Below are 13,309 nucleotides of genomic sequence, written 5' to 3'. Positions count from 1 at the left end.
GGTAGACGCTGGATGACCCGCATGGGGTCATTTTTTTTCATTGAATGCTTCGCGGGTGCTTTTTGCCATGGAAATCGATGCACTGTTGCAGATTCTGGCCAGCCGCCATGGCTCCGATCTTTACCTGTCCACGGGCGCGCCACCCAGCGCGAAATTTGACGGTGTGCTCAAAGCCCTGACCGATCAACCGTTCAAGCCGGGAGAAGTGGCGGCCATTGCCGCGTCCATCATGGACGCCGAACAGCGCCAGGAGTTCGATCGGGACCTGGAAATGAACCTGGCACTTTCCCTGCCCGGGGTCGGGCGTTTCCGGCTCAATATCTTCAAGCAGCGCAATGATGTGTCCATCGTGGCGCGCAACATCAAGCTCGACATTCCACGCTTCGAAGACCTCAACTTGCCACCGGTGCTGCTCGAAACCGTGATGCTCAAACAAGGGCTGATGCTGTTCGTCGGTTCGACCGGCTCGGGCAAGTCGACCTCGCTGGCGGCGCTGATCGATTACCGCAACCGCCATAGCAGTGGCCATATCATCACTATCGAAGACCCGGTCGAGTTTATCCATCGGCACAAGAAGTCGATCGTCAATCAGCGCGAGGTCGGCGTCGATACCCGCAGTTTCCACGCTGCGCTGAAAAACACGTTGCGCCAGGCACCGGACGTGGTGTTGATCGGCGAAATCCGTGACCGCGAGACTATGGAACATGCGCTGGCGTTTGCCGATACCGGTCATCTGGTGATTTCCACGTTGCATGCGCACAACGCCAATCAGGCGCTGGACCGCGTGATTAACTTCTTTCCCGAAGAGCGTCGGGGGCAGTTGCTCAACGACCTGGGCAACAACCTCAAAGCGTTTGTGTCCCAGCGTCTGGTGCGTACCCGCGACGGGCAGCGCCGGGCGGCGGTGGAGGTGATGCTGGGCACACCAACCATCGGTGACCTGATCCGGCGCAATGAGTTTGGCGAACTCAAGGGGATCATGGAGAAGTCTTCAGAGGTGGGGATGCAGACGTTTGACGGGGCGCTGTTCGCGCTGTTTGCCGAGGGCGCAATCGATGAGGCAGAGGCGTTGAAACATGCTGATTCGGTGAACAATCTGCGCTTGCGCCTGAAAATGCACGCCGAGGCAACACCCGGCCCCCATACGCCGCCGGGTGAATGGGGGTTGATGGACTGAAGGGGCCGACGCTGTTCAAAAATGCGGGAGCGGGTTTGCTCCCACAGTAGATCTACGGCGTCAGTCGTTCAGTTCGGGGCGGTTTCGAAATTGCTCCAGGGCTTCGGGGTTGGCCAGTGCATCGGTGTTCTTCACCTTCTGGCCATGCACCACGTTGCGCACCGCCAACTCGACCACCTTGCCGCTGATGGTCCGCGGAATGTCCGTCACCGCGACAATCTTCGCCGGCACATGCCGTGGCGTGGTGTTGGCGCGGATGACCTGGCGGATCTGTTGTTGCAGCGCTTCGTCCAGCTCGACGCCTTCGCGCAAGCGCACGAACAGCACCACTCGCACGTCATCCTGCCATTGCTGACCGATGGCGACGCTGTCCAGCACCTGCGGGACTTTCTCCACCTGACGGTAGATTTCCGCCGTGCCGATGCGTACGCCGCCGGGGTTGAGCACTGCGTCGGAGCGGCCGTGGATCAGCATGCCACCGTGGGGCAGTTGTTCGGCGTAATCTCCCTGGGCCCAGACACCGGGGAACAGGCTGAAATATGAGGCGCGCAGCTTTTCCTGTTGCGGGTCGTTCCACAAGCCGATGGGCATGGCCGGAAAATGTCGGGTGCACACCAGCTCGCCTTTTTCACCGATCACAGGCTTGCCATCGTCGTTCCACACTTCGACCGCCATGCCCAGGCTCTTGCATTGCATCTCACCACGGCGCACCGGCAGGACCGGGTTGCCAATCACAAAGCACGAAACGATATCGGTACCACCGGACATCGAAGACAGGCACAGGTCGGACTTGAACGCGCGGTAGACGTAATCGAAGCTTTGCGGCGACAGCGCCGAGCCGGTGGACAGGATGGTTCTCAGGCTGCTCAGGTCATGACTTTCGCACGGCTTCAAGCCATTGCTTTCCAGCGAGGTAAGGAATTTCGGGCTGGTGCCGAAGACGTTGATACGTTCGTCGTCGATCAGGTCGATCAAGCGCTCTGGCCCTGGATGAAATGGCGAGCCGTCATACAGCACCACGGCGCTGCCGACGGCCAACGCCGAGACCAGCCAGTTCCACATCATCCAGCCGCAGGTGGTGTAGTAGAACAAACGGTCACCGGCGCCGAGGTCGGTGTGCAGGCCATGTTCCTTGACGTGTTGCAGCAACACACCGCCGGTGCCGTGCACAATGCACTTCGGTACGCCGGTGGTGCCGCTGGAGTAGAGGATGTACAGCGGATGGGCGAAGGGCACGGGAACGAATTGCGGCTCGCCGCCCGGGTCGTAAAAATCGTCCCACAGCGTCACGTTGGCCTGGCAGCGGAAATCCTCGATGCGCGCTTGAGGACGCGCATAAGGCACAACAATCAATTGCTGCAAGGACGGCAACTGTCCGAGGATTTCATTGACTTTGGTGGTCTGGTCGATCTCTTTGCCGGCGTAGCGGTAACCGGCGCAGGTGATCAGCACTTTCGGTTCGATCTGGCCGAAGCGATCGATCACCCCGTGGGTGCCGAAATCCGGTGAAGAACAGGACCAGATCGCGCCCAGGCTGGTGGTGGCGAGCATGGCCACCAGGGTTTGCCAGGTGTTCGGCATGCACGCTGCCACGCGGTCGCCGAGGCCGACACCGGCGGCTTTCAGGCTATTTTGAAAACCGGCGACGTGGCTTGCCAGTTCGGCCCAGGTCAGCTGTTCCCGTTGGCCGTTTTCACCAATGGCGACCACGGCCACGGCATCGTCACGACGGCGCAGCAGGTGTTCGGCGAAGTTCAAGGTAGCGCCGGGGAACCACTGCGCGCTGGGCATTTGCGCGCCTTCGATCAGCACCGCGTCTGGCTGATCGTGAAAACGGATGTCAAAGAAATCGACGATGGCCTGCCAGAAGGCTTCACGCTGGTCGATGCTCCATTGGTGCAGGGCAGGGTAGTCGGCGATCCCAAGGGTGTGTCGCTGATTGACGAAACGCCGGAAGGCCTCCATGCGGCTCTTGCCGATGCGCTCGGTGCCGGGTTGCCAGAGGATGTCGGACATGGCTTGGCCTCTTTTTCTTATGTCTACACACAGTCTACTGTGGCGAGGGGGCTTGCCCCCGTTGGGTCGCGAAGCGGCCCCCGGATAGACGCCGCACTTTCGATGCACAGTCAGTCGCTGGCGACTGCTTCGCAGCCGAACGGGGGCAAGCCCCCTCGCCACAGAGCTCCCTCGCCACAGGGGCGGGCGGCAGGCTACTGCGCCAACCACCCACCATCTATATTCCACGCTGCGCCACGCACCTGGCTACCGGCTTCGCTGCATAAAAACAGCACCAACTCACCCAGCTGCGGCGGCGTCACGAATTCCAGGGAGGGCTGTTTCTCGGCCAGCAAATCGTGTTGCGCCTGCTGCGGGTCGATCCCGGTCGCGGCGCGATCATCAATCTGCTTCTGCACCAGCGGCGTCAGCACCCAGCCTGGGCAAATGGCGTTGCAGGTAACGTTGGTGGTGGCGGTTTCCAGGCCGACCACTTTGGTCAGGCCGATCACGCCATGCTTGGCCGCGACATACGCCGCTTTGCCCACCGAACCGACCTGGCCGTGCACCGAAGCGATGTTGATGATGCGTCCCCAGCCCTTGGTACGCATGCCCGGCAGGCTCAAGCGGGTGCTGTGGAACACCGACGACAGGTTGATCGCAATAATCGAGTCCCAGCGCTCCACCGGAAAATCTTCCACCGCCGCCACGTGCTGGATGCCGGCGTTGTTGACCAGGATATCCACGCCGCCGAACTCACGCTCGGCGTACTCGATCATGTCGGCGATCTGTGCAGGGTCGCTGACGTCGGCCGGGTGATGGCCGACCTTGCCACCGAATTGCTCGACCTCAGCGATTACCGTCGACGCATCGCCGAAACCGTTGAGGATCAGGTTGGCGCCAGCCTTGGCCAGGCTCAGGGCGATCCCCAGACCGATGCCGCTGGTGGAACCGGTGACCAGTGCGGTCTTGCCCGAAAGAGTCGTCATGAATACCTCACACAATGCCAGTGGCGTAGAAAGTACCGATCACCACAAAAACAGCGAGTGTCTTGATCAGCGTAATACAGAAAATGTCTTTGTAGGCCTCGCGGTGGGTCAACCCGGTGACCGCCAGCAAGGTAATCACCGCGCCGTTGTGCGGCAGGGTGTCCATGCCGCCACTGGCCATCGCGGCGACCCGGTGCAGCACTTCCAGCGGAATATTGGCGGCGTGGGCAGCGCTGATGAAACTCTCGGACATCGCCGCCAAAGCGATGCTCATCCCGCCTGACGCCGAGCCGGTGATGCCGGCCAGCAAGGTCACGGTGATCGCTTCATTGACCAACGGGTTGGGAATGCTCTTGAGCCAGTCGGCCAGCACCAGAAAACCTGGCAACGAGGCGATCACCGCCCCGAAACCGTATTCCGATGCAGTATTCATCGCTGCCAGCAATGCGCCGCTGACCGCACTTTTACTGCCTTCGGCCAACCGGCCGCGAATAGCCTGAAAACCGAACACCAGCACCATGACGATGCCCACCAGCAAGGCTGCCTGGACCGCCCAGATCGCCGTCAGCTTGGCGATGTCGGTGGTCACCGGAACGGCCATGCCCGGCAGCGAGAGGCTGTGGGTCTTGCCGTACCACACAGGAATCCAACGGGTGAACAGCAGGTTCATCAGGCCCACCATCAACAGCGGCGACAGCGCGATCCACGGGTTGGGCAGTTTGATGTCCGGTGCGGTTTCCGGTTCGTTGCGCAGTTCTGAACCGTAACCTTCACCCGTGCGCTGGGCCTTGTTGCGCTGGGGCTGCAGAAACAGCATGCCGGCACTGAACACGAAAATCGTGCCGATCACTCCCAGCCACGGCGCCGCCCAGGCGGTGGTGTTGAAGAAGGTGCTGGGGATGATGTTCTGGATCTGCGGCGTGCCAGGCAGGGCGTCCATGGTGAACGAGAACGCGCCGAGGGCGATGGTCGCCGGGATCAGGCGTTTGGGAATATTGCTCTGGCGGAACATCTCGGCGGCAAACGGGTACACCGCAAACACCACCACAAACAGCGACACACCGCCGTACGTGAGCAGGGCGCAGACCAGCACGATCACCAGCATCGCCTGACGGGTGCCGAGCAAGCGAATCGCCGCCGCAACGATGGAGCGGGAGAAGCCCGACAGCTCGATCAGCTTGCCGAACACCGCACCGAGCAGGAACACCGGGAAATACAGTTTGACGAAGCCGACCATCTTTTCCATGAACACCCCGGTGAAGACGGGGGCTACGGCGGAAGGGTCGGTGAACAGGACGGCGCCGAGGGCGGCGATCGGGGCAAAGAGGATAACGCTGTAGCCACGGTAAGCAGCCACCATCAGCAGCGCGAGGGCTGCCAAGGCAATGATCACACTCATGGTGTGTCTCTCCAGGATTGTTATTTTTGTAGGGTGAAGCTTGGTGGGAGGGCTATAGCGGGTTTCGTGCCATATATCTAAGCTATTGAAATATAAGGAGATTATTTGTTTGTGAAGTGATTTTGGTGATTTTTGTCTCTGTATTGAGATTTTTGGCGATTGTGCTGCCGCTTTCGCGGGCAAGCCTCGCTCCTACGGGAGTGTGGTTATCTACGAAATCGCACGACCCGTAGGAGCGAGGCTTGCCCGCGAAGAGGCCCTATCTACCAATAGAGATGCATGTCTCTTTATAGAGACTCGGCAATCCCCAGCGCCGCCATCTTCTTGTACAACGTCGACCGCCCCAGCCCCAACCGCGCCGCCGCTTCGATTACCTTCCCACCGCATTGCGCGAGGGTCGATTCAATCAACTGCCGATCAAACCGTTCGCGAGCCTCACTGAAGGTTTCATGGGTAATCGGCTCAAGGGGCAGAGGCGCCGCACGCTCCACCGGGGTAAAGCTGCCAATCGCCGCGCGGATATCCGCCGCGTTCAGCATCAAGTCATCACTGAGCAGCGCCGCCCGTTCCAGCACGTTGCGCAGTTCACGAATGTTCCCCGGCCAGGCGTGTTGCCCCAACAATTCCAGGGCTTCGCGGTTCAATTCATGCTGACTGCGCAGCTCTTCGAGGATTGCTTCACTAAGGGCCGGCAGGTCGTCGAGGCGATCACGCAGGGGCGGGACCTGGATCGGCAGCACGTTGAGGCGGTAATACAAGTCGGCGCGAAACTCGCCGCGTTTGATCGCCGCCACCAGATCGGTGGAGGTGGCGGCGATCACTCGCACATCACTCTGAATCACCTCGTTGGAGCCCACCGGTTCGAATTCCTTCTCCTGCAACACCCGCAGCAACTTGCTTTGCAGCGGCAGCGGCATGTCGCCGATTTCGTCGAGAAACAGCGTGCCGCCCTGGGCGATCTGCAGCTTGCCGGCGCGGCCCTTGCGATCGGCGCCGGTGAACGCACCGGGCGCGGTGCCGAAGAACTCGGCTTCCAGCAGCGACTCGGGAATCGCTGCGCTGTTGATGCTGACGAAGGCTTTATGTGCCCGGGGCGATGCGCCGTGGATCGCCTGGGCCAGCAGTTCCTTGCCGGTGCCGGTTTCACCGAGCAACAACACCGGCGACTCTGCACTGGCGCTGCGTCGGGCGCGGCGTTTGACTTCGAGGCTGGCGGCGCTGGTGCCGATGAAGTGCGCGAAGTTGTACTTGGTCTGTCGCGCCCGCAGCAGCGAGCGGGTGGACGCCAGTTCTTCCTGCATGCTCAGGTAGCGCTTGAGCATCGGCGACAGGCTGCGCAATTCGTCGAACAGGGCAAAACCGATGGCGCCGATCACCGCGCCGGCATCGTCGTGAATCGGCAGGCGCATCACCACCAGCGGTTCTTTGGGGGTGTCTTGCATGTCCAGCAGGATCGGCCGTCCGGTACGCACCACCTCGCGCAACAGGCTGCCGGGGATCACGCTTTCACAGGCCCTGCCGATGGCGCCTGCGGCCGACTCCAGGCCGAATCGCCGGGCATAGCGCTCGTTCATCCAGACAATATTCGCATCGCGGTCGACAATCACCGTGCCTTCGCTCGATTGCTCGATGATCTCGAACAGCGAGCGGATCGCCAGGGTGCGAACGCGCTGGTAGTCCTTGAGGCTTTCGGTGGTGTTCATCGGAGTGTCCATTTTTGGAAATCAAGATCAAAAGATCGCAGGGATTATGCCAACCCCGGATGCGCCGCCGCCAACAGCTCTTTGGTGTATGGGTGCTGCGGTGATTCGAACACCGTGTGGCTAGCGCCGCTTTCCACCACTTTGCCGTCCTTGATCACGATCATGTCGTGGGCCAGGGCACGCACCACCGCCAGGTCGTGGCTGATGAACAGGTAGGTCAGGCCATATTTCTCCTGAAGCTGGCGGAGCAGGGCGACCACTTGTTTTTGCACCGTGCGATCGAGGGCCGAGGTCGGTTCGTCGAGCAGGATCAACGCCGGTTTGAGCACCAGCGCGCGGGCAATGGCAATGCGTTGGCGCTGCCCGCCGGAAAATTCGTGCGGGTAGCGATGACGGCTTTGCGGATCGAGGCCGACTTCTTCCAGCACCCGGATGACCTGGGCTTCGCATTGGGCAGGGGTGGACTGGCTATGGACCTCAAGGCCTTCACTGATGATCTGTGCCACGGACATTCGCGGGCTGAGGCTGCCAAAGGGATCCTGGAATACCACCTGCATCTTCTTGCGCCATGGCCGCAGTTGCTTTTGCGTCAGGCCATCCAGCGCCTGCCCCTGAAAGCGAATGCTGCCTTCGGAATCAAGCAAGCGCAGGATCGCCTGACCGAGCGTGGACTTGCCTGAACCGGACTCACCGACGATGCCCAGGGTCTTGCCGCGCTGAACGTTCAGGCTGATGCCGTCCACTGCGCGCAGGTACGTCTTACGCTGGAACAGCCCGCCACCGAGGGTGAACTGCACTTGCAGATTCTCCACTTCCAGCACGTTTTCACGCTCGTCCCGGGGCAGGGCTTCACCTTCCGGTTCGGCGTTCAGCAGCACACAGCTGTATGGGTGTTTCGGCTCGGTGAACAGCGTTTCGCAAGGTGCCTGCTCGACGATTTCCCCAGCGTGCATCACGCACACCCGCTGGGCCATGCTGCGCACCAGATTGAGGTCGTGGCTGATCAGCAGCAGCGACATGCCAAGCTGCTGTTGCAGGGATTTGAGCAGCCGCAGGATCTTGCGCTGCACCGTCACATCCAGCGCGGTGGTCGGCTCGTCGGCGATCAGCAATTCCGGTTCGCAGGCCAGGGCCATGGCGATCATCACCCGTTGTCGCTGGCCGCCGGACAGTTGATGAGGGTAGGCCTTGAGCCTCTCTTCGGGCTTCTGGATGCCCACCAGTTGCAGTAATTCGAGAATCCGCGCTTGCGCCGCTTTGCCACCCAGCCCTTTGTGCAGCAGCAGGGTTTCGCCGATCTGTTTCTCGATGCTGTGCAGCGGATTGAGGGAGGTCATCGGCTCCTGGAATATGATCGCGATCCGGTTACCGCGCAGTTCGCGCAAGACGTTAGCGTCGGCGCCGATCAACTCCTGGCCGCGATAGCGAATGCTGCCGGTGGTTTGCGTACCGTTTTCGGGCAGCAGTTGCAGGATCGAGTGGGCGGTCACCGACTTGCCGGATCCGGACTCGCCGACCAGCGCCAGGCATTCGCCGGGGCGAATGTCCAGAGATAGGTTGCGCACCACGGTCTGGCCACTGAAGGCCACGTTGAGGTCACGGATTTCGATCAGGTTGTCAGTCATTTCACCAGTCCGCTTCAAGAACGAGGGTCAAAGGCATCACGCAACGCCTCGCCAATGAACACCAGCAAAGAAAGAATCAGCGCCAGGGTGAAAAACGCCGTCAGCCCCAGCCACGGCGCTTGCAGGTTCTGTTTGCCTTGGCCAATCAATTCGCCCAGGGACGCACTGCCGGCCGGCATGCCGAAACCGAGGAAATCCAGCGCCGTGAGGGTGGATATCGCCCCGGTCAGGATGAACGGCAGATAACTCAGGGTGGCGTTCATTGCGTTGGGCAGAATGTGTCGCACGATCACCTTGCGGTCGGTCAGGCCCAACGCACGGGCGGCTTTGACGTATTCCAGGTTACGCCCGCGCAGGAACTCGGCGCGCACTACGTCCACCAGCGCCAGCCAGGAAAACAGCGCCATGATCCCCAACAGCCACCAGAAATTCGGCTCGACGAAGCCCGACAGGATGATCAGCAGGTACAGCACCGGCAGCCCCGACCAGACTTCCTGCAAGCGCTGACCAAGCAAGTCGACCCAGCCGCCGTAATAGCCCTGCAATGCACCGGCGGCGATACCGATCAAGGCGCTGATAAACGTCAGCATCAGCGCAAACAGGATCGACACCCGTGCCCCGAAAATCACTCGCGCCAGCACGTCCCGGGCCTGATCGTCGGTGCCCAGCCAGTTGACCTTCGACGGCGGACTCGGCGCCGGTTGATTGAGATCGTAATTGGGCGTGTCGTCGCTGAACGGGATCGGCGCAAACAGCATCCAGCCGTCGCCCTTGTGAATCAGCTTCTGCACGTAATCGCTGCGGAAATCGGCCTGAAACGGCAACTGGCCGCCGAATTCTTGCTCGGTGTGGTGTTTGAACGCCGGGAAGTACAGCGAGCCCTGATAACTGAGCACCAGCGGTTGGTCATTGGCGATCAGTTCGCCGCCCAGGGTCAGCAGGAACAAACCGACAAACAACCACAACGACCACCAGCCCCGGCGGTTTTTCTTGAAGCGTTCAAAACGGCGACGGCCCAGCGGCGAGAGTTTGAACATCAGGCGTTCCTCGCGGCGAAGTCGATACGCGGATCGACCAGGGTGTAGCACAGGTCACCGATGATTTTTATCAGCAGGCCGAACAAGGTGAAGATGAACAGCGAACCGAATACCACCGGATAGTCCCGCGATACCGCCGCTTCGTAACTCATGCGACCCAGGCCATCGAGGGAGAAAATCACTTCGATCAGCAGCGAGCCGGCGAAGAAAACGCTGATAAAGGCCTGGGGAATTCCCGAGACCACCAGCAGCATGGCGTTGCGAAACACATGGCCGTAAAGCACCTGGCGTTCGCTCAAGCCCTTGGCCCGGGCGGTGACCACGTACTGGCGGGTGATTTCATTGAGGAAGGAATTTTTGGTGAGGATGGTCAGGGTCGCAAAGCCGCCGACCACTAGCGCCGTTACTGGCAGCACCAGGTGCCAGAAGTAATCGGCGATCTTGCCCACCGTCGACAGCGAATCGAAGTTGTCCGAGACCAGGCCGCGCACCGGAAACCAGTTCAGCGAGGTGCCACCGGCGAAGACCACGATCAGGAACATCGCGAACAGGAACGCCGGCATCGCGTAACCGATGATGATCGCGGTGCTGCTCCAGATATCGAAATGGCTGCCGTGGTGCACGGCCTTGCGGATGCCCAGCGGAATCGACACCAGATAAGTGATCAACGTCGCCCAGAGCCCGAGGGAAATGGTCACCGGCATTTTATCCAGGATCAGGTCGGTGACCGTGGCACCGCGAAAAAAGCTCTTGCCGAAGTCGAGGTGGGCGTAGCTCTTGAGCATCAGCCACAAGCGTTCCGGCGCTGGCTTGTCAAAGCCGTATTGCTTTTCGATCTCCTTGATCAGCTGCGGATCGAGCCCGCGGCTGGCCCGAGAGCTGCCGTGCATGGTCTCACTGGAACCGCCGCCGATACTTGCGCCACCGATGCCTTGCAGGTGTGCGATGGCCTGTTCCACCGGGCCACCGGGCGCGGCCTGGACGATGGCGAAGTTGACCAGAAGAATGATCACTAAAGTCGGGATGATCAGCAGCAAGCGCCGCAGTACGTAAGCCCACATCAGTGCGACCCTCCGGATTTGCCGCGCTTGATGAGTTCGGCGGTCATCTGTTCGTTGGTCAGGGGTGTGGAGCTGACTTCCCACCAACTCTCGATGGCTTCGTCATTGCTTGCTTGTACAGAGGGAATGCCGAAGCGGTTCCACCACACGGTCGAACTGCCGGGCGGGTAATAGTTGGGAATCCAATAGAAGTTCCATTGCAGGACACGGTCCAGGGCATGGGCGTAGCGCAGCATGTCGGCCTGGGTGTTGGCGCGGACCAGGCCGTTGATCAACGTATCGACCGCCGGGTTCTTCAGCACCATGTAGTTGTTGGAGCCCGGATCGCTGGCCGCCGCCGAGCCAAAGTAGTTGTACAGCTCGTTACCCGGCGAGTTGGTGACCGGATAGCCGGTGACGATCATGTCGTAGTCCCGGGACATCAGGCGGTTGACGTACTGGGAGGCGTCGATGCGACGAATGTTCAGGTCGATGCCGATTTGTTTCAGGGTGCGCTTGTAAGGCAGCAGCAATCGGTCCATGCCGTTCTGGCTGATCAGGAAGGTGAAGCTCAGCGGTTGGCCTTCGGCGTTGACCAGTTGATCGCCATCGGGTTTCCAGCCGGCCTGTTCGAGCAGGTCCAGGGCTTGCAATTGCTTGTCGCGAATCACGCCGCTGCCATCGGTTTTCGGTGCTTCGAAGACCTGAGTGAAGACTTCGTCGGGGATCTGCCCGCGAAGCGGTTCGAGAATCGCCCGCTCACCCGCGTCGGGCAGTTGTCGGGCGGCGAGGTCGGTGTTGGAAAAGAAGCTCTGCTGGCGGATGTACAGGTCGCGCATCATCTGCCGGTTGCTCCACTCGAAGTCCCAAAGCATGGCCAGCGCCTGGCGCACGCGGCGGTCCTGGAACATCGGGTTTTGCAGGTTGAACACAAAGCCTTGGGACGGTTGTGGTGCCTGCGTTGCCAGGTGGGCTTTTTGCAGACGACCGTCGCGCAAGGCCGGGCTCTCGTAGCCGATGGAGTAGGCGGTGGCGGAGAATTCGCGGTTGTAGTCGTAGGCGCCGCCACGCAGGACCTGACGGGCGACGTCGGTGTCGCCGAAGTACTCGATGCTGAAATGATCGAAGTTGTAGAGGCCGCGACTGACCGGTAAATCCCTGGCCCACCAGTCGGCGTTACGCTCGAAGGTGATGCTGCGCCCGGAGTCGACCTTGCTCACGCGGTACGGCCCGCTGCCCAGCGGCGGCTCGTAACCGCCACCGTTGGCGAAGTCGCGGGTTTTCCACCAGTGTTCGGGAAGCACCGGCAAAGTGGCGATGTCGAGGGGCAGGGTGCGGTTTTCGTTGCTCTTGAAGTCGAACCGAATGGTTTGCGGTGATTCCACTTCGACGCCTTTGACGTCGGCGAATTGCGTGCGATAGCGCAGGCTGCCCTGGGTCATCAGCAGGTCGAAAGTGTAGCGCACGTCTTCGGCGGTGATCGGCTTGCCATCGGCGAAACGGGCCTTCGGGTTCAGGTAGAAACGCAGGGACAGTCCATCGTCGGAACGCTCCATCTGCTGCGCCACCAGGCCGTACACGGTGTAGGGTTCGTCCAGTGAACGCACGGCCAGGGGCGAGTAGATCAAGCCATCGACTTGTGTGACGCCAATCCCTTTGTCGATGTACGGCAGGATGTGGTCGAAATGACCGATTTCCAGCGCCGAGCGACGCATCGTGCCGCCCTTGGGCGCTTGCGGGTTGGTGTAGTCGAAATGACTGAAACCGGCGGGATACTTCGCCGGTTCACCGTACACGGTCAACGCCTGTTGCGGTGCAGCGCTCACACCGGCGGCGCCCAACAGCAGGGCCACGGCAGTGAACAGTAAAGTGGGGAAAGCCAGTCGCATTGTCAGCCTTAGAGCCGGGTGATCGATAAGCACAATTTGTACGCTAGCGGCGCGTCCCTCGCCAGCCGTATCACGTAACGAAAACACAACGGCCCACCAAAAGGCGGGCCGTTGTGGAGAAAACTCAGGGGTTGATCAGTCCTGACGGCTGGTCACTTCCAGCAGGTGGTAACCGAACTGGGTCTTGACCGGGCCTTGCACCACGTTGATTGGCGCGCTGAAAACCACGGTGTCGAATTCCTTGACCATCTGGCCTGGACCGAACGAACCCAGGTCACCGCCCTGGCGGCTTGATGGGCAGCTGGAGTTGGCTTTGGCGACTTCGGCGAAATCGGCGCCGGCTTCGATCTGGGCCTTGAGTTCGTTGCACTTGGCTTCGCTGGAAACCAGGATGTGGCGGGCGGTGGCTTTGGCCATGGGAAAATACTCCATTCAATGTTCAGTAAAGTGCGGAG

The 13,309-nt window shown here is 60.8% G+C and carries 10 protein-coding genes; 1 reads left to right on the top strand and 9 read right to left on the bottom strand.

What is annotated here, in order from left to right; translation table 11 throughout:
* The first annotated feature begins 67 nt into the window (after nt 1–67).
* Nucleotides 68–1,177 (top strand): PilT/PilU family type 4a pilus ATPase, encoded by a 1,110-nt coding sequence (locus tag AC07VO_RS06510; RefSeq protein WP_018927663.1) that lies wholly within the window; start codon nt 68–70, stop codon nt 1,175–1,177.
* A 60-nt stretch (nt 1,178–1,237) separates the two neighbouring features.
* On the opposite strand, the gene AC07VO_RS06505 is transcribed toward AC07VO_RS06510, so the two are convergent.
* From AC07VO_RS06505 to AC07VO_RS06465, 9 genes are all read right to left on the bottom strand, one after another.
* Complete coding sequence (locus tag AC07VO_RS06505) at nt 1,238–3,193, bottom strand: acetoacetate--CoA ligase (protein WP_192351073.1); 1,956 nt, start codon at nt 3,191–3,193, stop codon at nt 1,238–1,240.
* A 194-nt stretch (nt 3,194–3,387) separates the two neighbouring features.
* Complete coding sequence (hbdH, locus tag AC07VO_RS06500; RefSeq protein WP_018927665.1) at nt 3,388–4,161, bottom strand: 3-hydroxybutyrate dehydrogenase; 774 nt, start codon at nt 4,159–4,161, stop codon at nt 3,388–3,390.
* Between the two features lie 7 nt (nt 4,162–4,168).
* The gene (locus AC07VO_RS06495; protein WP_192351074.1) at nt 4,169–5,560 is read right to left on the bottom strand and encodes a GntP family permease; all 1,392 of its coding nucleotides are present in this window, start codon (nt 5,558–5,560) and stop codon (nt 4,169–4,171) included.
* A 287-nt stretch (nt 5,561–5,847) separates the two neighbouring features.
* Nucleotides 5,848–7,263, bottom strand: coding sequence for a sigma-54 interaction domain-containing protein (locus AC07VO_RS06490; protein ID WP_192351076.1), 1,416 nt, complete (start codon nt 7,261–7,263; stop codon nt 5,848–5,850).
* A gap of 44 nt (nt 7,264–7,307) precedes the next feature.
* The gene (locus AC07VO_RS06485) at nt 7,308–8,888 is read right to left on the bottom strand and encodes an ABC transporter ATP-binding protein (protein ID WP_018927668.1); all 1,581 of its coding nucleotides are present in this window, start codon (nt 8,886–8,888) and stop codon (nt 7,308–7,310) included.
* A gap of 14 nt (nt 8,889–8,902) precedes the next feature.
* Nucleotides 8,903–9,925, bottom strand: coding sequence for an ABC transporter permease (locus AC07VO_RS06480; protein ID WP_018927669.1), 1,023 nt, complete (start codon nt 9,923–9,925; stop codon nt 8,903–8,905).
* Entirely contained in the window at nt 9,925–10,986 is a 1,062-nt protein-coding gene (locus AC07VO_RS06475; protein WP_064617099.1) for a microcin C ABC transporter permease YejB, read from the bottom strand. Before AC07VO_RS06475 ends, AC07VO_RS06480 begins: the two co-directional genes overlap by 1 nt.
* Nucleotides 10,986–12,854, bottom strand: coding sequence for an extracellular solute-binding protein (locus AC07VO_RS06470; protein WP_192351078.1), 1,869 nt, complete (start codon nt 12,852–12,854; stop codon nt 10,986–10,988). The genes AC07VO_RS06475 and AC07VO_RS06470 overlap by 1 nt, the downstream gene beginning before the upstream one ends.
* A 135-nt stretch (nt 12,855–12,989) precedes the next feature.
* A complete protein-coding gene (locus AC07VO_RS06465; protein WP_007933754.1) occupies nt 12,990–13,271 on the bottom strand; it encodes a peptidylprolyl isomerase in 282 nt (93 codons plus the stop codon).
* Nucleotides 13,272–13,309: the final 38 nt, after the last annotated feature.

This window comes from Pseudomonas sp. GW821-FHT03E01, from assembly GCF_059420765.1.
Note: the sequence above shows the minus strand (reverse complement) of the source record. Positions and strands in the feature narration are given on the sequence as shown.

Bases quoted from the DNA above. Each gene is read 5' to 3' on its own strand.
- AC07VO_RS06510 (WP_018927663.1), top strand. From the start codon at position 68: ATGGAAATCGATGCACTGTTGCAGATTCTGGCCAGCCGCCATGGCTCC.
- AC07VO_RS06505 (WP_192351073.1), bottom strand. From the start codon at position 3,193: ATGTCCGACATCCTCTGGCAACCCGGCACCGAGCGCATCGGCAAGAGC.
- hbdH (WP_018927665.1), bottom strand. From the start codon at position 4,161: ATGACGACTCTTTCGGGCAAGACCGCACTGGTCACCGGTTCCACCAGC.
- AC07VO_RS06495 (WP_192351074.1), bottom strand. From the start codon at position 5,560: ATGAGTGTGATCATTGCCTTGGCAGCCCTCGCGCTGCTGATGGTGGCT.
- AC07VO_RS06490 (WP_192351076.1), bottom strand. From the start codon at position 7,263: ATGAACACCACCGAAAGCCTCAAGGACTACCAGCGCGTTCGCACCCTG.
- AC07VO_RS06485 (WP_018927668.1), bottom strand. From the start codon at position 8,888: ATGACTGACAACCTGATCGAAATCCGTGACCTCAACGTGGCCTTCAGT.
- AC07VO_RS06480 (WP_018927669.1), bottom strand. From the start codon at position 9,925: ATGTTCAAACTCTCGCCGCTGGGCCGTCGCCGTTTTGAACGCTTCAAG.
- AC07VO_RS06475 (WP_064617099.1), bottom strand. From the start codon at position 10,986: ATGTGGGCTTACGTACTGCGGCGCTTGCTGCTGATCATCCCGACTTTA.
- AC07VO_RS06470 (WP_192351078.1), bottom strand. From the start codon at position 12,854: ATGCGACTGGCTTTCCCCACTTTACTGTTCACTGCCGTGGCCCTGCTG.
- AC07VO_RS06465 (WP_007933754.1), bottom strand. From the start codon at position 13,271: ATGGCCAAAGCCACCGCCCGCCACATCCTGGTTTCCAGCGAAGCCAAG.